Below are 21,447 nucleotides of genomic sequence, written 5' to 3'. Positions count from 1 at the left end.
TCCTGACGAAGGAAGAGGGTGGCCGTCACACGCCGTTCTTCACCAACTACCGTCCGCAGTTCTACTTCCGCACGACCGACGTGACGGGCATGGTGAAGCTGCCGGAAGGCACCGAGATGGTGATGCCGGGCGACAACATCTCCATGGAAGTCGAGCTGATCGCTCCGATCGCCATGGACGAGGGCCTGCGCTTCGCCATCCGTGAGGGTGGTCGTACGGTCGGCGCCGGCGTCGTCGCCTCGATCATCAAGTAAGGTTCCGTTCTGTGAAAGGGGGCCGGCCCGCGGGCCGGCCCCTTTTTGCATGGCCGATCCGCGATAATGCGGCGTGACGCGCCGAACCGGACCGATCCCGTCACCCTCCTGTCACAAGGGGGGAAAATGTGGGTTGACACCGGGGCGCCTAGGGCATACACGTTACGCCCTCTGGAATTTGGGTTGGTAGTAGGCACGTCCGGCCTAGACGCAGCCCGATCACGAACGGCACCGCAAGCTCCACTTGCACCGGTTGCTGCCAGGAACATCCATCCGCATTGCGATGCGGGGGATGTTCTTTTTCGTATCGGCCGTCAGATCGGACAGACGAACCGCCGCCCACCGCTTCGGTGAGCCGGCGCAGGTTCGCCTGCCGCCGCGGGTCCCCGGGGGACAGTTTTTGGGTGCCGGTGGCGCAGTCGCGCCACCGAAACGAGGTGCAAGGGACGTTTGGACATGGACAGCCAGAACATCCGCATCCGCTTGAAGGCGTTCGATCATCGCGTGCTCGACCAGTCGACCAGCGAGATCGTCAACACCGCCAAGCGGACCGGTGCTCGGGTGCGGGGCCCGATCCCGCTGCCGACGCAGATCGAGAAGTTTACGGTGAACCGCTCGCCGCACGTCGACAAGAAGTCGCGCGAGCAGTTCGAAATCCGCACCCACAAGCGTCTGCTCGACATCGTCGATCCGACGCCGCAGACGGTGGACGCGCTGATGAAGCTCGACCTCGCTGCCGGTGTGGACGTCGAGATCAAGCTCTAATTCGTTGCTGTTGAGGGACCTCTCCCTCTGAGGATGTCCCTGGTCAGGAGATAAAGAACAATGCGATCCGGTTTGATCGCGCAGAAAGTCGGCATGACCCGCGTCTTCACGGACGACGGGCAGCACGTGCCGGTGACTGTGCTGAAAGTCGACAGCTGCCAGGTCGTCGCCGTCCGCACCGAGGACAAGGATGGCTACACCGCCGTCCAGCTCGGCGCAGGCGCCATCAAGGTGAAGAACGTCACGAAGCCGCAGCGCGGGCATTTCGCCAAAGCGCGCGTCGAGCCCAAGCGTAAGCTGGTCGAGTTCCGCGTCGATGCCGACGCGCTGATCGAGGTCGGCGCCGAGCTCTCGGCTGCGCATTTCCTCCCGGGCCAGTTCGTCGACGTCACCGGCACTTCCATCGGCAAGGGCTTCGCCGGTGCGATGAAGCGCTGGAACTTCGGTGGTCTGCGCGCGACGCACGGCGTGTCGGTGTCGCACCGCTCGCACGGTTCGACGGGTAACCGCCAGGACCCCGGCAAGGTCTTCAAGAACAAGAAGATGGCCGGTCATCTCGGCGACGAGAAGGTCACGGTTCTGAACCTGAAGGTCGTGTCGGTCGATGAGGACCGCGGTCTGATCTTCCTCAAGGGTGCCGTTCCGGGCGCCGAGGGGGCTTGGCTCCGCATCCGCGACGCGGTGAAGAAGAAGGCTCCGGAAGGTCTGCCGTTCCCCGCCGGGATCAAGGCTGCGCCGGCCGCCGAAGCCGCCGCCGAGCCGCAGGAGTGATGGCCATGAAGGCGACCATTAAGAACCTCAACAACGAGACCGTCGGCGAGATCGAGCTGGCCGACGAGATCTTCGGCCTTCCGTCCCGCACGGACATCCTGGCCCGCATGGTCAACTGGCAGCTGGCCAAGCGCCGCGCCGGTAACCACAAGACCAAGACGGTCAGCGAGATTTCCGGCACCGGCAAGAAGCCGTACCGCCAGAAGGGCACCGGCCGCGCCCGTCAGGGCTCCATGCGCTCCGCCCAGTTCCGTGGCGGTGCGACCATCTTCGGCCCGGTCGTCCGCTCGCACGAGCACGACCTGACCAAGAAGGTCCGCAAGCTGGCCTTGAAGACCGCGCTGTCCACCAAGGCCGCGGAAGGCAAGCTCCTGGTCCTCGACGCCGCTTCGGCCGAGAGCCACAAGACCAAGGAACTGGCTGTCCGTCTCGCTTCGCTCGGCCTGACCTCGGCTCTGATCATCGATGGCGCCAACCTGAACGAGAACTTCGCTCGGGCCTCGCGCAACATCCCGCTGATCGACGTGCTGCCGGAGCAGGGCGCCAACGTCTACGACATTCTTCGCCGCGATACGCTGGTCCTGACCCGCAACGCGGTCGAGCAGCTGGAGGCTCGCCTGAAATGAGCAAGCAGTCGAAACCTGCGGTGAGCCAGGAGCGGATGTACGACCTCATCCTGGCTCCGGTGATCACCGAGAAGTCGACGATGGCGTCGGAGCACAATCAGGTGACGTTCCGCGTGCCGCTGTCGGCGACCAAGCCGGAGATCAAGTCGGCGGTCGAGGGGCTGTTCAACGTGAAGGTGACGGCGGTCAACACCCTGGTTTCCAAGGGCAAGACCAAGCGCTTCCGCGGCACCATCGGCCGTCGCTCGGACTTCAAGAAGGCCGTCGTGACCCTCGCCGAGGGGAACAAGATCGACGTGACCACGGGCATCTGAGCGGGAGTGTGATCCGATGGCTCTGAAGCAATATCGCCCAATTACGCCGTCGCTCCGCCAGCTGGTCATCGTCGACCGCTCGGAGCTGTGGAAGGGCAAGCCGGTCAAGACCCTCACCGAGGGCCTGACCAAGTCCGGCGGCCGCAACAACACCGGCCGCATCACCGCGCGCCGGATGGGTGGCGGTCACAAGCGCGTCTACCGTCTGGTGGACTTCAAGCGCCGCAAGTTCAACGTCCCGGCGGTCGTCGAGCGCCTGGAGTACGATCCGAACCGTACGGCCTTCATCGCCCTCATCAAGTATGAGGACGGCACCCTCTCCTACATTCTGGCGCCGCAGCGCCTGAAGGTGGGTGACACGGTGGTGGCCGGCGAGAAGGTGGATGTGAAGCCCGGCAACGCCATGCCGCTGAAGAACATCCCGGTCGGTTCGGTGCTGCACAACGTCGAGCTGAAGCCCGGCAAGGGTGGTCAGCTGGCCCGTTCGGCCGGCACCTACCTGCAGCTGGTCGGCCGCGACGGTGGCTACGCCCAGCTGAAGCTGCCCTCGGGCGAGCTTCGCGTGGTCCGCGGCGACTGCATGGCCACCCTGGGTGCCGTGTCGAACCCGGACAACATGAACACCAACAAGGGCAAGGCCGGTCGCAGCCGTTGGCTGGGCATCCGTCCGTCCGTCCGTGGTGTCGCCATGAACCCGATCGACCACCCGCACGGTGGTGGTGAAGGCCGCACCTCGGGTGGCCGTCATCCGGTCACGCCGTGGGGCAAGCCGACCAAGGGCAAGAAGACTCGTCACAACAAGAAGACGGATGGCCTGATCCTGCGCCGCCGTCATTCGAAGTAAGGAGGGCGGACGATGGCACGCTCCGTTTGGAAGGGCCCGTTCGTCGACGGCTACCTGCTCAAGAAGGCGGACAAGTCGCGGGCTTCGGGCCGCAACGAGATCATCAAGATCTGGTCGCGTCGCTCGACGATCCTGCCGCAGTTCGTGGGTCTCACGTTCGGCGTGTACAATGGCCACAAGTTCCTGCCGGTTCTGGTGACCGAGAACATGATCGGCCACAAGTTCGGTGAGTTCGCTCCGACGCGCACCTTCTACGGGCACGCGGCGGACAAGAAGGCGAAGAGGAAGTAAGCCATGGGCAAGCCCTCCAACCCCAGCCGTATCGCGGAGAACGAGGCGATCGCCTCCAATCCGATGATCCGCACCAGCCCGCGCAAGCTGAACCTCGTCGCCCAGCTCATCCGGAACAAGGATGCCAGCAGCGCCGTGGCCGAGCTGACCTTCTCCAAGCGCCGCATCGCCGGCGAGGTGAAGAAGGTCCTCCAGGCCGCGATCGCCAACGCCGAGAACAACCATCAGCTCGATGTGGACCGCCTGTACGTCTCCTCGGCGACGGTCGGCCGCGCCCTGGTGATGAAGCGCTTCCACGCCCGTGCCCGTGGGCGCGGCGCGCGGGTCGAGAAGCTGTTCTCCAACCTGACGATCATCGTGCGTGAGCGCGACGCCGCCGCTGCCGAAGGGGCCGAGTAAGATGGGTCAGAAAGTCAATCCGATCGGGCTGCGCCTCGGCATCAACCGGACCTGGGACAGCCGTTGGTTCGCCAAGCGCGACTACGCCAACCTGCTGCACCAGGATCTGAAGCTGCGTGGCTATCTGCAGGGCCGCCTGCAGCAGGCCGGCTGTTCGCGCGTCATCATCGAGCGTCCGGCCAAGAAGGCCCGCGTCACCATCCACTCGGCCCGTCCGGGCGTGGTGATCGGCAAGAAGGGCGCGGACATCGAGAAGCTGCGCACCGAGCTGTCGAAGATGGCCGGCGGCGAGGTGAGCCTGAACATCATCGAGATCCGCAAGCCGGAGATCGATGCCAAGCTCATCGCCGAGAACATCTCCAACCAGCTCGAGCGCCGCGTGGCCTTCCGTCGCGCCATGAAGCGCGCCGTGCAGTCGGCCATGCGTCTGGGCGCCCAGGGCATCCGGATCAACTGCTCCGGTCGTCTCGGCGGTGCCGAGATCGCCCGCCTGGAGTGGTACCGCGAGGGTCGCGTTCCGCTGCACACCCTGCGTGCGGACATCGACTATGGCACCGCGACCGCGAAGACCACCTACGGCACCTGCGGTGTCAAGGTGTGGGTCTTCAAGGGCGAGATCATGGCGCACGACCCGATGGCCCAGGACAAGCGCATGGGCACCGAGCCGGTGTCGACCGATGGCGAGCCGCGTCGCGAGCGTCGCGAGCGTGGTGACCGTGAGGAGCGTGGGGGCCGCGGTCGCGGCGACCGTGACCGCTCCGAGCGGGCTGACCGCTAGTAAGGGGCACGAGCGATGCTTTCTCCGAAGCGTACCAAGTACCGCAAGGCCCACAAGGGCCGCATCCACGGCAACGCGAAGGGCGGCACCCAGCTGAACTTCGGCTCCTTCGGCCTCAAGGCCCTGGAGCCGGAGCGCATCACGGCCCGTCAGATCGAGGCGGCCCGCCGCGCGATCACCCGCGCCATGAAGCGTCAGGGCCGCGTGTGGATCCGCGTGTTCCCGGACCTGCCGGTCTCCACCAAGCCTGCCGAAGTCCGCATGGGTTCCGGTAAGGGCACGCCCGAGTACTGGGCGGCCCGCGTTCATCCCGGCCGTATCCTGTTTGAGCTGGACGGCGTGCCCGCGGATGTGGCAAAGCAAGCGTTCGCCCTGGCGGCCGCCAAGCTGCCGATCAAGACAAAGCTGGTGACCCGCCTCGGCGGCGGTGAGGAGGTGGCGGCATGAAGCCCGTCGACGTTCGTGCGAAGAGCAACGAGGAGCTGAACGATCAGCTCCTCCAGCTCAAGAAGGAACAGTTCAACCTGCGCTTCCAGCGGGCCTCCGGCCAGCTGGAGAACACCGCGCGGGTGCAGGTGGTGCGTCGCGACATCGCGCGCATCAAGACGATCCTCGGCGAGCGTTCGCGCTCAGCCGAAGCCGGCAAGTAAGGAGGGCTACCTATGCCTCGCCGCGTTCTGCAGGGCACGGTGGTCAGCGACAAGGGCGACAAGACGGTTATCGTCCTGGTCGAGCGCCGCGTCATGCACCCCGTGTACAAGAAGTTCATTCGTCAGTCGAAGAAGTACGCCGCCCACGACGAGGGCAACCAGTTCAAGGTCGGCGATACCGTTTCGATCATCGAATGCCGCCCGATCTCCAAGCGCAAGCGCTGGACGGTCGTGCTTGAGTCCGCCGCCGTTAGCGGCGCCGCGTAAACGGAAGGGTACAAACCATGATCCAGATGCAAACCAACCTGGAAGTCGCCGACAATAGCGGGGCGCGCCGGGTGCAGTGCATCAAGGTGCTTGGCGGGTCCAAGCGGAAGGTGGCCACCGTCGGCGACGTCATCGTCGTCTCGGTCAAGGAGGCCATTCCGAAGGGCCGCGTCAAGAAGGGCGACGTGCATCGCGCCGTCATCGTCCGCACCGCGAAGGAACTGCGCCGGGAGGACGGGTCCGCGATCCGTTTCGACCGCAATGCCGCCGTGCTGATCAACAAGCAGGGCGAGCCGATCGGCACGCGTATCTTCGGGCCGGTCACTCGTGAGCTTCGCGGCAAGAAGTTCATGAAGATCATCTCGCTGGCGCCGGAGGTGCTGTGATGGCCGCGAAGATCAAGACCAAGGACAAGGTCGTCATCCTTGCCGGCAAGGACAAGGGCAAGACCGGCGAGGTCCTCAAGGTCATCCCGGCGGAAAACCGTGTCGTCGTGCAGGGCGTGAACGTGGTGAAGAAGCACCAGCGTCCGAGCGCCACGTCGCAGGGCGGTATCGTTGAGTTCGAGGCGCCCATCAACGTCTCGAACGTTGCTCATGTCGACCCCAAGGACGGCAAGCCGACCCGCGTCGGTTTCAAGATCCTTGAGGATGGCCGCAAGGTGCGTGTCGCCAAGCGGTCCGGCGAAGTCATCGACGTGTGAGGACCGGACCAATGGCTGCACGTTTGAAGGAAGTGTACGACTCCAAGATCCGCGCCGCGCTCAAGGCTGAGTTCGGCTATGCGAACGACATGGAAGTTCCGCGGATCGAGAAGATCGTCATCAACATGGGTGTCGGCGAGGCTGTCGGCGACTCCAAGAAGATCCAGAATGCGGTGAGCGAACTGACGGCGATCAGCGGCCAGAAGCCGATCGTCACGAAGTCCCGCAAGTCGATCGCGCAGTTCAAGCTGCGTGAGGGCATGGCGATCGGGTGCAAGGTCACGCTCCGCCGTGACCGCATGTACGAGTTCCTGGATCGCCTGGTCACGATCGCGTTGCCGCGTGTCCGCGACTTCCGCGGCATCCCCGGCAACAGCTTCGACGGCCGTGGCAACTATGCCATGGGCGTGAAGGAGCAGATCATTTTCCCGGAGATCGACTACGACAAGATCGATCAGATCCGCGGCATGGACATCATTTTCGTCACCTCGGCGAAGACCGACAAGGAGGCCAAGGCTCTCCTGAAGGCCTTCGACATGCCGTTTGTGGCCTGATTGGCTGGAGCACGACCCCATGGCTAAGACCAGTGCCATCGAGAAGAACAAGCGTCGCACCAAGCTGGTGAAGCAATTCGCCAACAAGCGTGCCCGCCTGAAGGCCATCGCCTCCGATCGCTCCCTCCCGCCGGAAGAGCAGTTCGCCGCCCGCCTCAAGCTGGCTGAGCTGCCGCGCAACTCGTCGAAGGTGCGCATCCGCAACCGCTGCGAAATGACCGGCCGTCCGCGGGCGTTCTATCGCAAGTTCAAGCTGTCGCGCGTCGCGCTCCGCGATCTGGCCTCGACTGGTCAGATTCCGGGCATGACGAAGTCGAGCTGGTAAGGAGGGTCGGAGAATGTCTTTGAGCGATCCGCTCGGCGATATGCTGACCCGTATTCGCAACGGTCAGCACGCCCGTATGTCTGTTGTGCAGAGCCCGGCGTCGAAGCTGCGCAGCAACGTGCTTGAGGTTCTCAAGCGCGAGGGTTACATCCGCGGTTACTCCGAGGAGGAACTGCGCCCCGGCATCAAGAACCTGAAGATCGAGCTGAAGTATCACGAAGGCGAGCCTGTGATTAAGCAGATCGCCCGTGTGTCGAAGCCCGGCCGCCGCGTCTATTCGAAGATCACCGATCTGCCCCGCGTCTTCAACGGCCTCGGCATCGCGATCCTCTCCACGCCGCGCGGCGTGATGTCGGACAATGAGGCCCGCGCCGCCAACGTCGGCGGTGAAGTCCTCTGCCGCGTGTTCTAAGGGGGACCCTTCGATGTCGCGCATTGGAAAGCATCCCGTGCCGGTTCCGGCTGGTGTTGACGTCTCCGTCAACGGCCAGCAGGTGTCGGCCAAGGGCAAGCTGGGTTCGCTCAGCCTGACCCTCATCGACGACATCACGGCCAAGCTGGAAGACGGCAAGGTCGTGGTGGCCCCGGCGAACGACAGCAAGCGCGCCCGCGTCATGTGGGCAACCTCGCGCACCCTGATCAACAACATGGTCACGGGCGTCAACCAGGGCTTCACCATCAACCTCGAGATCAACGGCGTCGGTTACCGTGCCGCCGTGCAGGGCAAGGAGCTGGTCATGCAGCTCGGCTACTCGCACGACGTCAAGTACCCGATTCCGGAGGGCATCACCATCAAGTGTGATAAGCCCACCGCGATCTCGGTGTCGGGCTTCGACAAGCAAAAGGTCGGTCAAGTCGCCGCGGAGATCCGCGGTTGGAAGAAGCCGGAGCCCTACAAGGGCAAGGGCATCAAGTACGAGACCGAGACGCTCATCCGCAAGGAAGGCAAGAAGAAGTAAGGTCCGCCATGCTCAAGCCAAAGCAACTCCACGAGCGCCGCAAGCAGCGCGTGCGCGCGCAGATTGCCAAGAAGGCCGGCGGGCGGGCTCGCCTCTCGGTTTTCCGGTCCAATCTGCACATCTACGCCCAGATCATCGACGACGAGAACGGCCGCACGGTCGCCTCGGCCTCGTCCGTGGAAAAAGAGCTGCGCGAGCAGCTCAAGCACGGTGGGAACGTCGAAGCCGCCCAGAAGATCGGTGCGCTCATCGCTGAGCGCGCCAAGGCGGCTGGCGTCACCGAGGTCGTGTTCGACCGTGGTGGCTACATTTACCACGGCCGGGTCAAGGCCCTGGCTGACGCCGCCCGCGAGGGCGGGCTGTCGTTCTAAGGAGGCTCCGAAATGGCACGTGAAAGAGGCGAGCGGAGCGACCGTGATCGGCAGCCGCGCGATCGCGACCGGGAAGAGAGCGAGCTGATCGAAAAGCTCGTCGGCATCAACCGCGTCGCCAAGGTTGTGAAGGGCGGCCGTCGCTTCGGCTTCGCCGCCCTGGTGGTGGTCGGTGACGGCAAGGGCCGCGTCGGCGTCGGATCGGGCAAGGCCCGTGAGGTGCCGGAGGCGATCCGCAAGGCGACCGACCAGGCGAAGCGCGGCATGATCCGCGTTCCGCTCCGCGAAGGCCGCACGCTGCACCACGACTCCAACGGTCACTTCGGTGCCGGCAAGGTCGTGCTGCGCACCGCTCCGGCCGGTACCGGCATCATCGCCGGCGGTCCGATGCGCGCGATCTTCGAGGCCCTGGGTGTGCAGGATGTGGTGACGAAGTCCATCGGCACCTCCAACCCGCACAACATGATCAAGGCGACCTTCGACGCGCTGTCGCAGGTTTCCAGCCCGCGCAGCGTCGCCGCCCGCCGCGGCCGTCGTGTGAGCGACATCCTCGGCAAGCGTGAAACCGGCGCCGCCGGTGCGCAGGAGGCTTGATCATGGCCGAGAAGAAGACCGTCATCGTCACCCAGACCGGCAGCCCGATCGGTCGTAAGCACGACCAGCGCGAGACGCTGGTCGGTCTGGGTCTCAACAAGCTGCACCGGACCCGCGAGCTGGAGGACACTCCGGCCGTGCGGGGCATGATCGCCAAGGTCGCGCACCTGGTCCGCGTCGAGAACGAGGGCTGAACCCATGACGAAGCTGAACGATCTCCGGGACAACCCCGGTGCCCGTAAGGAGCGCATGCGCGTCGGCCGCGGTATCGGTTCGGGCAAGGGCAAGACCGGCGGCCGTGGCGTCAAGGGTCAGACCTCGCGCACCGGCGTGGCCATCAACGGCTTTGAAGGCGGCCAGATGCCCCTTCACCGCCGCCTTCCGAAGCGCGGTTTCCGCAACATCTTCGCGAAGGAATACTCGGTCGTGAACCTGGGCCTGGTCCAGAAGTTCATCGACGCCGGCAAGCTCGACGCCAGCCAGACCATCGACGCGGTGGCCCTGGAAGCGGCGGGCGTCACCGGCAAGGTGAAGAAGGATGGCATCCGTCTGCTGGGCAAGGGCGCCCTGACGACGAAGGCCAGCTTCACCGTGGCCGGCGCCTCCAAGTCGGCTGTGGAAGCGGTCGAGAAGGCGGGTGGCAGCGTCACGCTGACCGCGTCCGCCGCCGAAGCCGCCGAGTGATCGGAAGCCCGCGCTTGCGCGCGGGCATCTTCCGGCACTAAATGAAGCGAAGTTGCGAGGGGCGGCCTGCATCCTGCAGGACCGCCCCGTTCGTGCATTAGGGACAGGGATACGACCCATGGCATCAGCGGCCGAGCAGCTTGCCGCGAACATTAATTTCGGGGCCTTCTCCAAGGCGACCGAGCTGAAGAAGCGGATCTGGTTCACCCTTGGTGCCTTGATCATCTACCGCCTGGGCACCTACATCCCGATTCCGGGCGTCAACCCGCAGATCCTGGCCGATATTTTCCGGCAGCAGGGCGGGGGCATCCTCGGCATGTTCGATATGCTGGCCGGCGGCGCGCTGCACCGCATGACGATCTTCGCGCTCAACATCATGCCGTACATTTCGGCCTCCATCATCGTGCAGCTTCTGACCGCGGTGTCGCCGCAGATGGAAGCGCTGAAGAAGGAGGGCGAGTCGGGTCGCAAGAAGCTGAACCAGTACACCCGCTACGGCACGGTGCTGCTGGCGACCGTGCAGGCCTGGGGCTTGGCGGTGGGGCTTGAGGCGATGACCGGCGCATCCGGCGCCGCGGTTCCCGAGCCGGGGCTGTTCTTCAAGATCGCGACGGTCATCACGCTGGTCGGCGGCACGATGTTCCTGATGTGGCTGGGCGAGCAGATCACCGCCCGCGGCATCGGCAACGGCATCTCCCTCATCATCTTCGCCGGCATTGTCGCCGAGCTGCCGCGCGCTCTCGTCAGCACGTTGGAGCTGGGCCGCACCGGCGCTCTGTCCACGCTGTTCATCGTCTTCCTGCTGCTGATGGCGGTGGGCGTCGTGTTCTTCATCGTGTTCATGGAGCGCGCGCAGCGCCGGCTGCTGATCCAGTATCCGAAGCGGCAGATGGGCAACCGCGTGTTCGGCGGCGAAGCGTCGCACCTGCCGCTGAAACTGAACACCTCGGGCGTCATCCCGCCGATCTTCGCGTCGTCGCTGCTGCTGCTGCCGCTGACCGCGGTCGGCTTCGCGGGCGGCGAGGGTCCGGAGTGGCTGCAGGCCGTCTCGCGCTATTTGGCGCACGGTACGCCGCTCTACATGATCCTGTATTCGGCGCTGATCATCTTCTTCTGCTTCTTCTACACGGCCATCGTCTTCAACCCCGCGGACACGGCCGAGAACCTGCGTAAGTATGGCGGTTTCATTCCCGGCATCCGTCCGGGCAAGAACACCGCGGACTACATCGACTACGTGCTGACCCGGTTGACGGTGATCGGTTCGGCCTACCTTGTGGCGGTTTGTCTCCTCCCCGAAATCCTGATTTCCCAGCATTCGGTTCCGTTCTATTTTGGCGGCACCAGCCTGCTGATCGTGGTCACGGTGACGATGGACACGGTCGCGCAGATTCATTCCCATCTGCTGGCCCACCAGTATGAGGGGCTGATTAAAAAAGCGAAGCTTCGGGGGAGAAAGTAATGAATCTCATTCTGCTCGGACCGCCGGGCGCCGGGAAGGGGACCCAGGCGCGGCGGCTCGAAGACACGCGCGGACTCGTCCAGCTTTCCACGGGCGACATGCTTCGCGCGATGGTCGCCGAGGGTGGTCCGCTTGGGCAGCAGGCGAAGGACATCATGTCCGCCGGCAAATTGATGCCGGACGAGCTGATGGTCAAAATCATCGCTGAGCGCATTTCCAAGCCGGATGTCGCCAACGGCTTCATCCTCGATGGTTTCCCGCGCACGGTCGCCCAGGCCGAGTCGCTGGACACCATGCTGTCGGACAAGGGGCTGAAGCTCGATCACGTGATCGAGATGAAGGTTGTGGACGACATCCTGGTGGAGCGCATCACCGGTCGTTACACCTGCGCCAAGTGCGGCAAGGGCTACCACGACGTCTTCGAGAAGCCGAAGGTCGATGGCGTCTGCGATGTCTGCGGCAGCACGGAGTTCAAGCGCCGGGCCGACGACAACGCGGACACGGTGAAGACCCGCCTCGCCCAGTATCACGAGCAGACCGCGCCGATCCTTCCCTACTATCAGAGCCGCGGCGTTCTGAAGACGGTGGACGGCATGGCCGAGATCGACGACGTGACCAAGCAGATCGAAGGCATCCTGGCGGCCTGACCGGGCCGCATGACCGGGATTGCCGCGATCGGCGGAAAAGGAAAAGCCGCGGGTGTCTTCGGACCCCGCGGCTTTTTCCATGCCCTGATGGCGGAGCGGGGAGGGCGGTCCTCTCCGGTGGCGCCGCCCGGTGTTACGGAGCGGCGTCGGTGTCCGGGCGTGAGAGGTCTTCCGCCTTCCGGCTCAAGTCGTTGTAGCGGTCTAGCACCCAGCCGAGGTGATCGGTGGCCGCAACGGCGGCGGCATCGGCATCGCGGCGCCTGATGGCGTCGTAGATGGCACGGTGATGGTCGATCATCAGCGCCTCGCGGCCCAACGCGAAGGGCTCGGTGTGATGGTACTCCATCATCTGGCCGAGGATGTCGCGGATGGTCGCCAGCAGGTGCAGGTAGACCGGGCTTCCCGCCGCCTGGGCGACAGCGAGATGGAAGTCCATGTCGTCGGCGGCCTGCTTGCCGTCGCGGCCGGTCTCGCCCATCGCGGCGAGGACCCGCCCGATGTGGTCGATCTGCTCCTGGGTCGCGCGTTCGGTGGCGCGCCGGGCCGCCCAGCTTTCCAGGGCCTGCCGGATCTCCACGAGGTCGCAGAGATTGGCGTGCTTCACGCGGACCATCTCGGTCAGTGCACCGTCCATGGCGCCCGCGGAGGACACCACGCGCGTGCCGCCGCCCTGGACGGCGGTCAGGAAGCCCTGCGTCTTCAGCTTTTGCAGGGCCGCGCGCACCGAGACCCGGCTGACGTGGAGCTGCTCCGCAAGCTGGCGCTCGCCGGGCAGGCGCTCTCCCGGAACGAGTTCGCCGCGGGCGATCCGTTCGAGAATCCGCTCCGCCACCCATTCGGAAATGCGCTGGGAGGAGGCCGGTACGTGGTGGGGTTCTTCGGTGTCGGACACGGTGGCATGCCCTTTCATCAGCAATCGGTGATAGGTCGTACCCGAGTCGGGCAAATCACGTCAACTCGCATCCGGACGGCGGCGTATGGCCCGCATCGTCGGAGGCGCCTCATCGGCTCCCGCGGCGGGCCATCAGGATGCCGGCCAGGACCACAGCGCCCCCGATCGCCTGGAACGCGCCGAGCGGCTCGGCCAGCAGCGCCCAGGCCAGCACCGCCGCCGCCGCCGGCTGGAGCAGCAGGCTGACGGAGGAGAAGGCGGCGGGCAGATGGGCCAGCGCGTAGGTGATCAGGCTCTGGCCGCCGGCATGGCTGACCAGGGCGAGCCCTAGCAGCACGGCCCAGCCACCGAGCGATCCGGCGATCAGGCTTTCCCCCGACAGCAGGGCGATGGGCAGCAGGGCGAGGCCGGTGACGACTCCGCTCCAGGTCATGATGGTGGCGGTGGAGAACTCCGCCCGCAGCCGGCCCACCGCGAGGATATAGCCGCCGTAGAAGACCGCGGTCAGCAGGCCGAGGGCATCGCCAAACAAATGGTCCGGGCTCAGCTTCAGGCTCTGCCCCATCAGCACGACGGCCCCGCACAGCGCCAGCGCGAGCCCCATCAGGAAGGTCCGGCTGAACCGCTCCTTGAACACCAGCCAGGACACCAACGTCACGAAGATCGGCGCGAAGTTCGCGAGCAGCGTGGAGTTTGCGACAGAGGTGTAGCGGATCGACCAGTGCCAGATGGCGAGGTCGCCGGCGAAGAACAGGCCCGCCGCGGTCAGCCGGGCGTAGTCGGCCAGTGAGGAAGGCTTGCGCGACCGCGCGCCCCCCTTCGGCTCCACCGCCATCCAGACCCACAGGGCCGGGATCGCGAAGGCGAGCCGCCAGAAGGCGGTGGCGCTCGGCCCCAGTTCGGACAGGCGCACGAAGATCGGAGCGAAGGCGATTCCCAGCGCACCGGTCAGAAGGGCGATCAGCGCGATCCGCTGCGCCGAGTCGGCGCGCGCGGCGGGGGCGAGTGTGCTGGCGTCCGGCATGGCGTCCGTTATAACGGACGCAACCTGCACGCGCCACGGCCGCCGGCCGCATGGCTCACCTGCGGAAGGCCCGTATTGTGAGACAACGCCGCTCCGCCGGGATCATCCGCGCCGCCGGACCGTTGCCTTGGGGACCAGCCGGCGGGAACTTCCGCTGCGACCGAGACCCTGCAATACTGTGCCATCATGACGCAGCGATCCCCCTGCAAGCCCGCCGAACACCCCCGCCCGGTGACGATGCCCTCGCCGCCGCGCGCGGCGCCCGCCGCGCCGTTGCTGGGTCCCGACGATCCGCCGCCGGTCGCCGTGTTGCGCCCGGAGTCGGACAGCCCGGTCCTGCTGCTGTGCGACCACGCCGCGCGCGCCATTCCGAAGGCTTTGGGGACGCTGGGGCTGGACGAGGCGAACCTGTGCCGGCACATCGCCTACGACATCGGCGCGGCGGAGGTGACGCGGCGGCTGTCGGAGCGGTTCGGCGCGGCGGCGGTGCTGTCCGGCTATTCGCGGCTGGTGATCGACCCGAACCGTGCGCTGGACGATCCCACGGCGATCCCGGTGGTCAGCGACGATGTGGTGATCCCCGGCAATCGGGCCTTGGACCGGGCGGAGGAGGAGCGCCGGGTCGACGCCATCTTCCGGCCCTATCACGCGGCGGTCGCCGCCGAGGTCGCCCGGCGGCGGGAGCGCGGGCAGGTGCCGGTGCTGCTGTCGATCCACAGCTTCACGCCCGCGATGCGCGGCGTCGCCCGGCCCTGGCACGTCGGCATCCTGTGGGACCACGACCCGCGCATCCCGATTCCGATGATCGCGCGGCTGCGCGCCGACGGGCGCTGGTGCGTCGGCGACAACGAGCCCTATTCGGGCCGGACCACCCTGGGCGGCACGGTGGAGGCCCATGCGACTCCCGCCGGGCTGCCCAACGTCCTGGTCGAGGTGCGCCAGGACCTGATCGCCACGGCGGAGGGGGCGGAGCTGTGGGCGACGGTGCTGGGCGATGCGCTGGAGCCCATCCTGGCCGACCCCGGCCTCTACCAGATCAAACTGTTCCCGCGGGAGTGAGCGTTCATGGAGCCGGCCTTCACGCTGGGGCTTGAGGAAGAGTATCTGCTGGTGGACCGCAGCTCGCGGGACATCGCGCGCAACCCACCGGACGAAATGCTGGAGGCCTGCCAGGAGCAGGCGCCGGGCCAGATCCATCCGGAATTCCTGCGCTGCCAGATCGAGGTCGGCACGCCGGTCTGTACCACCCTGACGGAGGCGCGGGCCGAACTGGCGCGGCTGCGCGCGACAGTGGCCGGGGTGGCCCGCGCCCACAATCTGGCGCCCATCGCGGCCTCCACCCATCCCTTCGCCGCGTGGGAGCCGCAGAAGCACACCAACCGCGACCGCTACAACATGCTGGCCCGCGACCTGGGCGCGCCGGCGCGGCGTCTGATGATCTGCGGCATGCACGTCCATGTCGGGATCGAGGACGACGACCTGCGCATCGACCTGATGAATCAGGTCCGCTATTTCCTGCCGCATCTGCTGGCGCTGTCCACCTCCTCGCCCTTCTGGCGGGGGCAGGACATGCAGCGGAAATCCTACCGGCTGGCGGTGTGGAACGAGCTGCCGCGCACCGGCATGCCCGACAGCTTCCAGAGCTTCGGCGAGTACCAGCAGCAGGTGAACGTCCTGGTCAACGCCGGCATCATCGAGGACGCGAGCAAGCTGTGGTGGGACATCCGGCCGTCCCAGCGCTTCCCGACGCTGGAGATGCGGATCACCGACGTCTGCACCCGGCTGGACGACGCGGTGACGGTGGCGGCGCTGTTCCGCTGCCTGCTGCGGATGCTGTGGCGGCTGCGGCTGACGAACGTGACGTGGCGGCCCTACAAGAATCTGCTGATCGGCGAGAACCGCTGGCGCGCCCAGCGCTACGGCCTCGACGAGGGGCTGGTCGATTTCGGGCGCGGCACCATCGTTCCCTACGCCGACCTGATGGAGGAGCTGATCGAGCTGACCCGCGAGGACGCGGAGCGCTTCGACTGCGTGGCAGAGGTCGCCAACGCCCGCGACATCATCCGCCGCGGCACCAGCGCCCACCGTCAGGTGGCCATCTACCGCGAGGCGCTGGAGCAGGGCGCCACCGGCTGGGAAGCCCTGGCCCAGGTGGTGGACTGGCTGGCCGAGGAGACGATGGTCGGGGTGGAGTAAATTGCTTCAAAATCCGAGGCAACTTTCGGAAAGCCACTACTTGACCTTTGCGTCATCCAGCCATACCCTCGCCGCAAATCAGCTCACCGAGTTGAGCAGGGCAGGCAATAAAAACGAAGCAGCAGAGGGCCGCTCGCACCACGGGCGGCCCTTACCTTTTCAGGGGGAAAGGGAATGGCCGACGCCAAGTTCCTCAAGTTCGACACGCTGAGCCTGCACGCCGGCCAGCGGCCCGACCCGGCCACCGGGGCGCGGGCGGTGCCGATCTATCAATCCACGTCCTACGTCTTCGACGACACCGACCACGCCGCCTCTCTGTTCAACCTGGAACGGCCGGGCCACATCTATTCCCGCATCTCCAACCCCACGGTGGCGGTGCTGGAGGAGCGGCTGGCGGCTCTGGATGGCGGTGTCGGCGCGGTCTGCACGGCCAGCGGCCAGGCGGCGCTGACGCTCGCCATCATGACGCTGATGGACGCGGGCGGGCACATCGTCGCCTCCTCCTCGATCTACGGCGGCAGCCGCAACCTGCTGGCCTACACGCTGCCGCGATTCGGCATCACCACGACCTTCGTGAATCCGCGCGACCTCGACGGCTTCCGCGCGGCCATCCGGCCGGAGACGCGGCTGCTGTTCGGCGAGGTGCTGGGCAATCCGGGGCTGGAGGTGCTCGACATCCCCAGCCTGTCCGCCGTCGCGCATGAGGCCGGGCTGCCGCTGATGGTCGATGCGACCTTCGTCACGCCCTATCTGTGCAAGCCGCTGAATTTCGGCGCCGATCTGGTCATGCATTCCTGCACCAAATGGCTGGCCGGGCACGGCGTCGCCATCGGCGGGGTGGTGATCGACGGCGGCACCTTCGACTGGGAAGCGTCCGGCAAGTTCCCGACCCTGACCGAGCCCTACGCCGGCTATCACGGCATCGACTTCGCCGAGGAGTACGGGCCGGCGGCCTTTGTCATGCGCGCCCGCGCGGAGGGCCTGCGCGACTTCGGCGCCTGCATGAGTCCGATGAACGCCTTCCAGATCCTCCAGGGGGTGGAAACCCTGCCGCTGCGCATGAAGGGCCACATCCATAACACCCGCAAGGTTCTGGGCTTCCTCGAATCGGAGGCTTATGCGGAGAATGGCAGCGTCGCCTGGGTCACCCATCCGGAACTGCCCGACCATCCAGACCATCGGCTGCGCGCCCAGCTGCTGCCGCACGGCGCCGGCTCCATCGTCTCCTTCGGGATCAAGGGCGGGCGGGAGGCTGGGCGGCGCTTCATCGAGAAGCTGGCGCTGTTCTCCCACCTCGCCAACGTCGGCGACGCCAAGTCGCTGGTCATCCATCCGGCCAGCACCACCCACGCCCAGCTCGACGCCGAGGCGCTCGCCGCCGCCGGGGTGGGGGAGGACATGATCCGCCTGTCCATCGGGCTGGAGGATTGCGACGACCTGATCGACGATCTGCGCCAGGCGCTGCGCGCCGCGACGAAAGCGTGAGGAGGCTGCCATGGACCTGACCGTCAACGGCCAAGCCGTCTACGCCCACACCGGCGGGCGGCCTTTCGACCCGGCCCGGCCGGCGCTGGTGCTGATCCACGGCGCCGGTATGGACCACACGGTGTGGAGCCTGCAAAGCCGCTACCTCGCCCATCACGGGCGGTCGGTCCTGGCGGTGGACCTGCCGGGCCATGGCCGGTCCGGCGGGGCGCCGCTCCCCTCCATCGAGAAACTGGCGGACTGGATCGCGGCGCTTCTGGACGCGGCGGGTTTGGCCAAGGCGGCGCTCGCCGGCCATTCGATGGGCGCCCTGGTGGCTTTGGAAACCGCGGCGCGGCATGGCGACCGTGTTGAGTCGCTGGCCCTGCTGGGCGTGGCGGAGACGATGCCGGTGCATCCGGATCTGCTGGCCGCGGCGGCGCTGAACGATCCGTCCGCGATCGAGCTGGTCGTCGGCTGGGGGCATGGACCGCGCGGGCATGTCGGCGGCGCGTCGGCTCCGGGCCTGTCGCTGGTGCCCGGCGGGCGGCGACTGATGCAGCGGGCCCGCCCCGGCGTGCTTGGCGTCGATCTGGGCGCCTGCAACGCCTATGTCCGCGGCGGCGAGGCGGCGGCGGCGGTGTCCTGCCCGGCGCTGTTCCTGCTGGGCGGAGTCGATCGTATGACCCCGGCGAAATCCGGTAAGGCGCTTGCCGCCAAAGTCGGTGGTTCTGAAGTCATCCAGCTGTCCGGCATAGGCCATATGGTTATGACAGAAGCTCCAGACGCAACCACAGATGCCTTTGCGGCTCGATTCTCTGCGCGCTAAGCCTGTTGTTCCTTCGTTGACTACAATGGCGTCATGAATCGTTAACGGATTGGCGTCTTACTGTTCTGCATTGGAGCGGCAATGTGGAATGGTGTTCTGTGCGGAGTCTTGAGCGGTATGTTCATGCCCTGATGGCCAACGCCAGCGACATCGTCGCCGTGTTGTCGCCGGAGGGTCGGTTCATCGATGTGGGAAGCGCGTGCCTTCGGGTGCTGGGCACCCCGCCGGAGGCGCTGATGGGGACGCCCGCCCTGGATTGCGTGCATCCGGACGACCGGGAGGAGGCCGCCCGGCGTCTCGCCCGCTGCGGCCGCGGGATGAGCACCGAGGCCGACGGCCCGTTCCTCTGCCGGGTGCGCCACGCGGCGGGCGGGTGGCGCCAGGTGGAGACGACGGCGCAAAGCCGGCTGGACGACCCCGACGTCCGGGGGATCATCGTCAACGCCCGTGACGTGACCGACCGGGTGGAGGCCGAACAGCGGCTGCGGGCGAGCGAAACGCTCTACCAGACGCTGGCCCGCTCCGCCCCGGTCGGCATTTTCCAGACGGATCGGGACGGTGGCATCGTCTCTGCCAACCCGCGCTTTGCCGCCATCGCCGGCCTGTCTCCCGATGCCTTGTCCGGCCATTCCTGGCGCGCGTCTCTGCATCCGGACGACCGATCCCGGCTGGAGGCGGAGTGGGCGCAGGCCATGACGTCGGGCCTGCCGGTTCTGCTGAATCTCCGGTTCTGCGGGGCCGATGGCGCGGTCACCTTCGCCCTGTGCCAGGGGTCGCCGCTGACCGGCGCGGACGGGCGGGTGCAGGGCTGCGTCGGCACGCTGACCGACATGACCGAATATGTGCGGACCGCCGACGCCCTGCTGATGGCGGAGGCCCGGACCAACGCCATCGTCGACGCCGCCGCCGACGCCATCGTCACCATGGACGGGGAGGGCATCGTCCACAGCTTCAACCCGGCGGCGGAGGTGATGTTCGGCATTCCGGCGGCGGACATGCTGTGGAGCCGGATCGACCGGCTGATCCCGGACATCGTCGGGCTGCTTCAGGATGGTGGGCTGGCCGTTTACCAGCCGGGCCGCGAGGCCCACGGGGCCGGGGCCGTGCGGGAGGCCGTGGCGGTGCGGTGCGGTGACGGCGGCCGCTTCCCCATCGAGTTGTCGGTCAGCGCGGTCGAAACGGGTGGGCGCCGCGTCTTCACCGGCATCATCCGCGACATCACCGCGCGCAAGCGGACCGAAGGCGACCTGATCGCCGCGAAGGAAGCCGCCGAATCGGCGGATCGCGCCAAGTCGACCTTCCTCCAGATCATGAGCCATGAGCTGCGGACCCCGCTGAACGCGGTCATCGGTTTCGCCCAGGTGATCGAGATGCGGCTGCTCGGCGCCGGAGAGGTGGACCGCTACATCGACTACGCCGGCTCGATCCGCCAGTCGGGCGAGCATCTTCTGGCGATCATCGACGACATCCTGGACATCACGACCATCGAGGCCGGTGGGCTGCGGCTGAACGAAACTCCCGTCGCCCCGTCCGACTTGGTGGGGGAGGCGCTGAACCTCGTCGCCATCCAGGCGGGCAAGCGCGGCGTGCCGATCCGCATCGAGCTGGAGGATGGTCTGCCGGTGCTGTTCGGCGATGCGCTGCGCCTGCGGCAGGTGCTGGTGAACCTGCTGTCGAACGCCGTGAAATTCTCCAATCCCGGCGAAGCCGCCCTTGTCCGCGCGCACCGCGGCGGCGACGGTGGGCTGGAACTGTCGGTGACGGACACCGGCATCGGCATCGCGGCGGAGGATCTGCCGAAGGCGATGACCCCCTTCGTGCAGGTCGATCAGTCGATGACGCGGCGCTACGAGGGAATGGGGCTCGGCTTGTCCATTTCCAAACGGCTGGTCGAGGCGCATGGCGGCACGCTGCGCATCGACAGCGCGCCGGGGCAGGGAACCACGGTGACCGTGGCCTTGCCGCCGGGCCGGGTCATGGGAGGCGCGTGACAGGAGCGGCCCATGACAGGGGCGGCAAGGATTCGCTACGAACGCAAAAACGGCGCCCCGGTTTCCCGGGGCGCCCCGTGGACGCATGACGCGCCGTGCCTTGCGGTTACGCGGCCTGCTGGGTCAGCGCGGGCTTCGCCGTGCCGTTGGAGCCGATCTGAATGGTCCGCGGCTTCATCGTTTCCGGCACCTCGCGCACCAGATCGATGTGGAGCAGCCCGTTCAGCAGGTTGGCGTTGCCCACCTTGATGAAGTCGGCAAGCTGAAAGCGGCGCTCGAAAGCGCGGCCGGCAATACCCCGGTAGAGGAATTGGCCGGTCTCCTGTTCCTTCTTAGCTTTCCCTGTGACCACCAAAGAGTTCTGCTGAGCGGTGATCTCCAGGTCCTCCGGGCCAAAGCCGGCGACGGCCATGGTGATCCGGTAAGCGTCGTCGCCCGTCTTCTCGATGTTGTAGGGCGGGTAGGACGCGGCGGCCTCGTCGCCGGTCATCGCGTTCTCCAGGAGACGCGAGAGGCGGTCGAACCCGACGGTCGAACGGAACAGGGGCGAAAGGTCGTAGGAGCGCATGACATATCCTCCAAATGAGCGATACAGCGATCGGAGACCACGATCATCGTCGGTCCCCCGGCTTGCGGTTCCGGCGAACCCCAACTGGGCGTCCGCCGACACCGCGACAGATAAGCGAGTGCCCTCAGCGTTCAAGAGGGCGCTTTTCGAAAATCGCCGGGCCGCGCCGCCACCGTCCATAGGGCGGACGACGGGGGTCCATAACCACTCATCGATTGTTAATCAGTT

At 66.5% G+C, this 21,447-nt stretch carries 32 protein-coding genes; 29 read left to right on the top strand and 3 right to left on the bottom strand.

All coding sequences use genetic code 11. The annotated features are described in order from the left end of the window. The 24 genes from JJL56_RS15795 to JJL56_RS15680 form a co-directional block, all read left to right on the top strand. Positions 1-254: EF-Tu C-terminal domain-related protein (locus tag JJL56_RS15795; RefSeq protein WP_486598831.1), on the top strand; the 254-nt coding region annotated here is incomplete at its 5' end. 456 nt (positions 255-710) lie between these two features. Continuing rightward, positions 711-1,019: a 30S ribosomal protein S10 gene (gene rpsJ, locus JJL56_RS15790; protein WP_014241039.1), complete on the top strand. Its 309-nt coding sequence runs from the start codon at positions 711-713 to the stop codon at positions 1,017-1,019. Between the two features lie 60 nt (positions 1,020-1,079). Further along, on the top strand, positions 1,080-1,790 hold the full coding sequence (rplC, locus tag JJL56_RS15785; RefSeq protein ID WP_145626347.1) for a 50S ribosomal protein L3: 711 nt from the start codon (positions 1,080-1,082) through the stop codon (positions 1,788-1,790). Between the two features lie 5 nt (positions 1,791-1,795). Beyond that, the gene (rplD, locus tag JJL56_RS15780) at positions 1,796-2,416 is read left to right on the top strand and encodes a 50S ribosomal protein L4 (protein WP_035675055.1); all 621 of its coding nucleotides are present in this window, start codon (positions 1,796-1,798) and stop codon (positions 2,414-2,416) included. Further along, positions 2,413-2,730 (top strand): 50S ribosomal protein L23, encoded by a 318-nt coding sequence (locus JJL56_RS15775; RefSeq protein WP_145626348.1) that lies wholly within the window; start codon positions 2,413-2,415, stop codon positions 2,728-2,730. Before rplD ends, JJL56_RS15775 begins: the two co-directional genes overlap by 4 nt. Before the next feature lie 16 nt (positions 2,731-2,746). Then, complete coding sequence (rplB, locus tag JJL56_RS15770; RefSeq protein ID WP_145626349.1) at positions 2,747-3,574, top strand: 50S ribosomal protein L2; 828 nt, start codon at positions 2,747-2,749, stop codon at positions 3,572-3,574. Positions 3,575-3,586: 12 nt separating this feature from the next. Further along, positions 3,587-3,865, top strand: a complete 279-nt coding sequence (rpsS, locus tag JJL56_RS15765) for a 30S ribosomal protein S19 (protein ID WP_014241034.1) — start codon at positions 3,587-3,589, stop codon at positions 3,863-3,865. A 3-nt stretch (positions 3,866-3,868) separates the two neighbouring features. Then, complete coding sequence (rplV, locus tag JJL56_RS15760; RefSeq protein ID WP_014241033.1) at positions 3,869-4,264, top strand: 50S ribosomal protein L22; 396 nt, start codon at positions 3,869-3,871, stop codon at positions 4,262-4,264. A 1-nt stretch (position 4,265) separates the two neighbouring features. Next, the gene (gene rpsC, locus JJL56_RS15755) at positions 4,266-5,042 is read left to right on the top strand and encodes a 30S ribosomal protein S3 (RefSeq protein WP_014241032.1); all 777 of its coding nucleotides are present in this window, start codon (positions 4,266-4,268) and stop codon (positions 5,040-5,042) included. A gap of 15 nt (positions 5,043-5,057) precedes the next feature. Beyond that, positions 5,058-5,489, top strand: coding sequence for a 50S ribosomal protein L16 (gene rplP, locus JJL56_RS15750; protein ID WP_014241031.1), 432 nt, complete (start codon positions 5,058-5,060; stop codon positions 5,487-5,489). Continuing rightward, entirely contained in the window at positions 5,486-5,692 is a 207-nt protein-coding gene (gene rpmC, locus JJL56_RS15745) for a 50S ribosomal protein L29 (protein WP_145626350.1), read from the top strand. The genes rplP and rpmC overlap by 4 nt, the downstream gene beginning before the upstream one ends. Before the next feature lie 12 nt (positions 5,693-5,704). After that, on the top strand, positions 5,705-5,959 hold the full coding sequence (gene rpsQ, locus JJL56_RS15740) for a 30S ribosomal protein S17 (RefSeq protein WP_014241029.1): 255 nt from the start codon (positions 5,705-5,707) through the stop codon (positions 5,957-5,959). 17 nt (positions 5,960-5,976) lie between these two features. Beyond that, entirely contained in the window at positions 5,977-6,345 is a 369-nt protein-coding gene (gene rplN / locus JJL56_RS15735; RefSeq protein WP_012973215.1) for a 50S ribosomal protein L14, read from the top strand. Continuing rightward, positions 6,342-6,662, top strand: coding sequence for a 50S ribosomal protein L24 (rplX, locus tag JJL56_RS15730; RefSeq protein WP_109070628.1), 321 nt, complete (start codon positions 6,342-6,344; stop codon positions 6,660-6,662). Before rplN ends, rplX begins: the two co-directional genes overlap by 4 nt. 11 nt (positions 6,663-6,673) lie before the next feature. After that, on the top strand, positions 6,674-7,216 hold the full coding sequence (rplE, locus tag JJL56_RS15725) for a 50S ribosomal protein L5 (protein ID WP_094303024.1): 543 nt from the start codon (positions 6,674-6,676) through the stop codon (positions 7,214-7,216). A 19-nt stretch (positions 7,217-7,235) separates the two neighbouring features. After that, positions 7,236-7,541, top strand: a complete 306-nt coding sequence (rpsN, locus tag JJL56_RS15720; RefSeq protein ID WP_145626351.1) for a 30S ribosomal protein S14 — start codon at positions 7,236-7,238, stop codon at positions 7,539-7,541. 13 nt (positions 7,542-7,554) lie between these two features. After that, positions 7,555-7,953: a 30S ribosomal protein S8 gene (rpsH, locus tag JJL56_RS15715; protein WP_035675041.1), complete on the top strand. Its 399-nt coding sequence runs from the start codon at positions 7,555-7,557 to the stop codon at positions 7,951-7,953. 13 nt (positions 7,954-7,966) lie between these two features. After that, on the top strand, positions 7,967-8,500 hold the full coding sequence (rplF, locus tag JJL56_RS15710; RefSeq protein WP_014241025.1) for a 50S ribosomal protein L6: 534 nt from the start codon (positions 7,967-7,969) through the stop codon (positions 8,498-8,500). Positions 8,501-8,508: 8 nt separating this feature from the next. Next, positions 8,509-8,871, top strand: a complete 363-nt coding sequence (rplR, locus tag JJL56_RS15705; protein WP_014241024.1) for a 50S ribosomal protein L18 — start codon at positions 8,509-8,511, stop codon at positions 8,869-8,871. A gap of 12 nt (positions 8,872-8,883) precedes the next feature. Then, positions 8,884-9,465, top strand: coding sequence for a 30S ribosomal protein S5 (rpsE, locus tag JJL56_RS15700; RefSeq protein WP_035675037.1), 582 nt, complete (start codon positions 8,884-8,886; stop codon positions 9,463-9,465). 2 nt (positions 9,466-9,467) lie between these two features. Further along, positions 9,468-9,659 carry a 50S ribosomal protein L30 gene (gene rpmD / locus JJL56_RS15695; protein ID WP_014241022.1) on the top strand — a complete coding sequence of 64 codons (192 nt, stop codon included), beginning with the start codon at positions 9,468-9,470 and terminating at the stop codon, positions 9,657-9,659. Positions 9,660-9,663: 4 nt separating this feature from the next. Beyond that, positions 9,664-10,149 (top strand): 50S ribosomal protein L15, encoded by a 486-nt coding sequence (rplO, locus tag JJL56_RS15690; protein ID WP_014241021.1) that lies wholly within the window; start codon positions 9,664-9,666, stop codon positions 10,147-10,149. Between the two features lie 118 nt (positions 10,150-10,267). Then, positions 10,268-11,608 carry a preprotein translocase subunit SecY gene (secY, locus tag JJL56_RS15685; RefSeq protein ID WP_145626352.1) on the top strand — a complete coding sequence of 447 codons (1,341 nt, stop codon included), beginning with the start codon at positions 10,268-10,270 and terminating at the stop codon, positions 11,606-11,608. Then, positions 11,608-12,255 carry an adenylate kinase gene (locus JJL56_RS15680; RefSeq protein ID WP_200485586.1) on the top strand — a complete coding sequence of 216 codons (648 nt, stop codon included), beginning with the start codon at positions 11,608-11,610 and terminating at the stop codon, positions 12,253-12,255. Before secY ends, JJL56_RS15680 begins: the two co-directional genes overlap by 1 nt. Positions 12,256-12,388: 133 nt before the next feature. Here the strand turns inward: JJL56_RS15680 and JJL56_RS15675 are convergent, their stop codons facing one another. Then, positions 12,389-13,147: a FadR/GntR family transcriptional regulator gene (locus tag JJL56_RS15675; RefSeq protein ID WP_103041394.1), complete on the bottom strand. Its 759-nt coding sequence runs from the start codon at positions 13,145-13,147 to the stop codon at positions 12,389-12,391. A 109-nt stretch (positions 13,148-13,256) separates the two neighbouring features. Continuing rightward, the gene (locus tag JJL56_RS15670; RefSeq protein ID WP_145626354.1) at positions 13,257-14,171 is read right to left on the bottom strand and encodes a DMT family transporter; all 915 of its coding nucleotides are present in this window, start codon (positions 14,169-14,171) and stop codon (positions 13,257-13,259) included. A 186-nt stretch (positions 14,172-14,357) separates the two neighbouring features. On the opposite strand from JJL56_RS15670, the gene JJL56_RS15665 reads away from it, so the two are divergent. The 5 genes from JJL56_RS15665 (at position 14,358) to JJL56_RS15645 (ending at position 20,651) form a co-directional block, all read left to right on the top strand. Continuing rightward, positions 14,358-15,230, top strand: coding sequence for an N-formylglutamate amidohydrolase (locus JJL56_RS15665; protein WP_145626355.1), 873 nt, complete (start codon positions 14,358-14,360; stop codon positions 15,228-15,230). A 6-nt stretch (positions 15,231-15,236) separates the two neighbouring features. Further along, on the top strand, positions 15,237-16,367 hold the full coding sequence (locus JJL56_RS15660; RefSeq protein ID WP_145626356.1) for a carboxylate-amine ligase: 1,131 nt from the start codon (positions 15,237-15,239) through the stop codon (positions 16,365-16,367). 174 nt (positions 16,368-16,541) lie between these two features. Next, the gene (locus JJL56_RS15655) at positions 16,542-17,852 is read left to right on the top strand and encodes an O-acetylhomoserine aminocarboxypropyltransferase (protein WP_200485585.1); all 1,311 of its coding nucleotides are present in this window, start codon (positions 16,542-16,544) and stop codon (positions 17,850-17,852) included. Positions 17,853-17,862: 10 nt separating this feature from the next. Next, positions 17,863-18,660 (top strand): alpha/beta fold hydrolase, encoded by a 798-nt coding sequence (locus JJL56_RS15650; protein WP_145626358.1) that lies wholly within the window; start codon positions 17,863-17,865, stop codon positions 18,658-18,660. A gap of 83 nt (positions 18,661-18,743) precedes the next feature. Further along, the gene (locus tag JJL56_RS15645) at positions 18,744-20,651 is read left to right on the top strand and encodes a sensor histidine kinase (RefSeq protein ID WP_345772585.1); all 1,908 of its coding nucleotides are present in this window, start codon (positions 18,744-18,746) and stop codon (positions 20,649-20,651) included. Between the two features lie 106 nt (positions 20,652-20,757). Here the strand turns inward: JJL56_RS15645 and JJL56_RS15640 are convergent, their stop codons facing one another. Next, entirely contained in the window at positions 20,758-21,219 is a 462-nt protein-coding gene (locus JJL56_RS15640; RefSeq protein WP_145626360.1) for an Hsp20 family protein, read from the bottom strand. Between the last annotated feature and the right edge of the window lie 228 nt (positions 21,220-21,447).

Origin of the sequence: Azospirillum aestuarii, assembly GCF_016632405.1 — a bacterium.
GTDB lineage: Bacteria > Pseudomonadota > Alphaproteobacteria > Azospirillales > Azospirillaceae > Azospirillum > Azospirillum aestuarii.
This window is presented reverse-complemented; position numbering and strand designations above follow the sequence as displayed.

Excerpts from the sequence above, each read along its gene's own strand:
- rpsJ (WP_014241039.1), top strand. The coding sequence starts at position 711 with ATGGACAGCCAGAACATCCGCATCCGCTTGAAGGCGTTCGATCATCGC.
- rplC (WP_145626347.1), top strand. The coding sequence starts at position 1,080 with ATGCGATCCGGTTTGATCGCGCAGAAAGTCGGCATGACCCGCGTCTTC.
- rplD (WP_035675055.1), top strand. The coding sequence starts at position 1,796 with ATGAAGGCGACCATTAAGAACCTCAACAACGAGACCGTCGGCGAGATC.
- JJL56_RS15775 (WP_145626348.1), top strand. The coding sequence starts at position 2,413 with ATGAGCAAGCAGTCGAAACCTGCGGTGAGCCAGGAGCGGATGTACGAC.
- rplB (WP_145626349.1), top strand. The coding sequence starts at position 2,747 with ATGGCTCTGAAGCAATATCGCCCAATTACGCCGTCGCTCCGCCAGCTG.
- rpsS (WP_014241034.1), top strand. The coding sequence starts at position 3,587 with ATGGCACGCTCCGTTTGGAAGGGCCCGTTCGTCGACGGCTACCTGCTC.
- rplV (WP_014241033.1), top strand. The coding sequence starts at position 3,869 with ATGGGCAAGCCCTCCAACCCCAGCCGTATCGCGGAGAACGAGGCGATC.
- rpsC (WP_014241032.1), top strand. The coding sequence starts at position 4,266 with ATGGGTCAGAAAGTCAATCCGATCGGGCTGCGCCTCGGCATCAACCGG.
- rplP (WP_014241031.1), top strand. The coding sequence starts at position 5,058 with ATGCTTTCTCCGAAGCGTACCAAGTACCGCAAGGCCCACAAGGGCCGC.
- rpmC (WP_145626350.1), top strand. The coding sequence starts at position 5,486 with ATGAAGCCCGTCGACGTTCGTGCGAAGAGCAACGAGGAGCTGAACGAT.
- rpsQ (WP_014241029.1), top strand. The coding sequence starts at position 5,705 with ATGCCTCGCCGCGTTCTGCAGGGCACGGTGGTCAGCGACAAGGGCGAC.
- rplN (WP_012973215.1), top strand. The coding sequence starts at position 5,977 with ATGATCCAGATGCAAACCAACCTGGAAGTCGCCGACAATAGCGGGGCG.
- rplE (WP_094303024.1), top strand. The coding sequence starts at position 6,674 with ATGGCTGCACGTTTGAAGGAAGTGTACGACTCCAAGATCCGCGCCGCG.
- rpsN (WP_145626351.1), top strand. The coding sequence starts at position 7,236 with ATGGCTAAGACCAGTGCCATCGAGAAGAACAAGCGTCGCACCAAGCTG.
- rpsH (WP_035675041.1), top strand. The coding sequence starts at position 7,555 with ATGTCTTTGAGCGATCCGCTCGGCGATATGCTGACCCGTATTCGCAAC.
- rplF (WP_014241025.1), top strand. The coding sequence starts at position 7,967 with ATGTCGCGCATTGGAAAGCATCCCGTGCCGGTTCCGGCTGGTGTTGAC.
- rplR (WP_014241024.1), top strand. The coding sequence starts at position 8,509 with ATGCTCAAGCCAAAGCAACTCCACGAGCGCCGCAAGCAGCGCGTGCGC.
- rpsE (WP_035675037.1), top strand. The coding sequence starts at position 8,884 with ATGGCACGTGAAAGAGGCGAGCGGAGCGACCGTGATCGGCAGCCGCGC.
- rpmD (WP_014241022.1), top strand. The coding sequence starts at position 9,468 with ATGGCCGAGAAGAAGACCGTCATCGTCACCCAGACCGGCAGCCCGATC.
- rplO (WP_014241021.1), top strand. The coding sequence starts at position 9,664 with ATGACGAAGCTGAACGATCTCCGGGACAACCCCGGTGCCCGTAAGGAG.
- secY (WP_145626352.1), top strand. The coding sequence starts at position 10,268 with ATGGCATCAGCGGCCGAGCAGCTTGCCGCGAACATTAATTTCGGGGCC.
- JJL56_RS15680 (WP_200485586.1), top strand. The coding sequence starts at position 11,608 with ATGAATCTCATTCTGCTCGGACCGCCGGGCGCCGGGAAGGGGACCCAG.
- JJL56_RS15670 (WP_145626354.1), bottom strand. The coding sequence starts at position 14,171 with ATGCCGGACGCCAGCACACTCGCCCCCGCCGCGCGCGCCGACTCGGCG.
- JJL56_RS15665 (WP_145626355.1), top strand. The coding sequence starts at position 14,358 with ATGACGCAGCGATCCCCCTGCAAGCCCGCCGAACACCCCCGCCCGGTG.
- JJL56_RS15660 (WP_145626356.1), top strand. The coding sequence starts at position 15,237 with ATGGAGCCGGCCTTCACGCTGGGGCTTGAGGAAGAGTATCTGCTGGTG.
- JJL56_RS15655 (WP_200485585.1), top strand. The coding sequence starts at position 16,542 with ATGGCCGACGCCAAGTTCCTCAAGTTCGACACGCTGAGCCTGCACGCC.
- JJL56_RS15650 (WP_145626358.1), top strand. The coding sequence starts at position 17,863 with ATGGACCTGACCGTCAACGGCCAAGCCGTCTACGCCCACACCGGCGGG.
- JJL56_RS15640 (WP_145626360.1), bottom strand. The coding sequence starts at position 21,219 with ATGCGCTCCTACGACCTTTCGCCCCTGTTCCGTTCGACCGTCGGGTTC.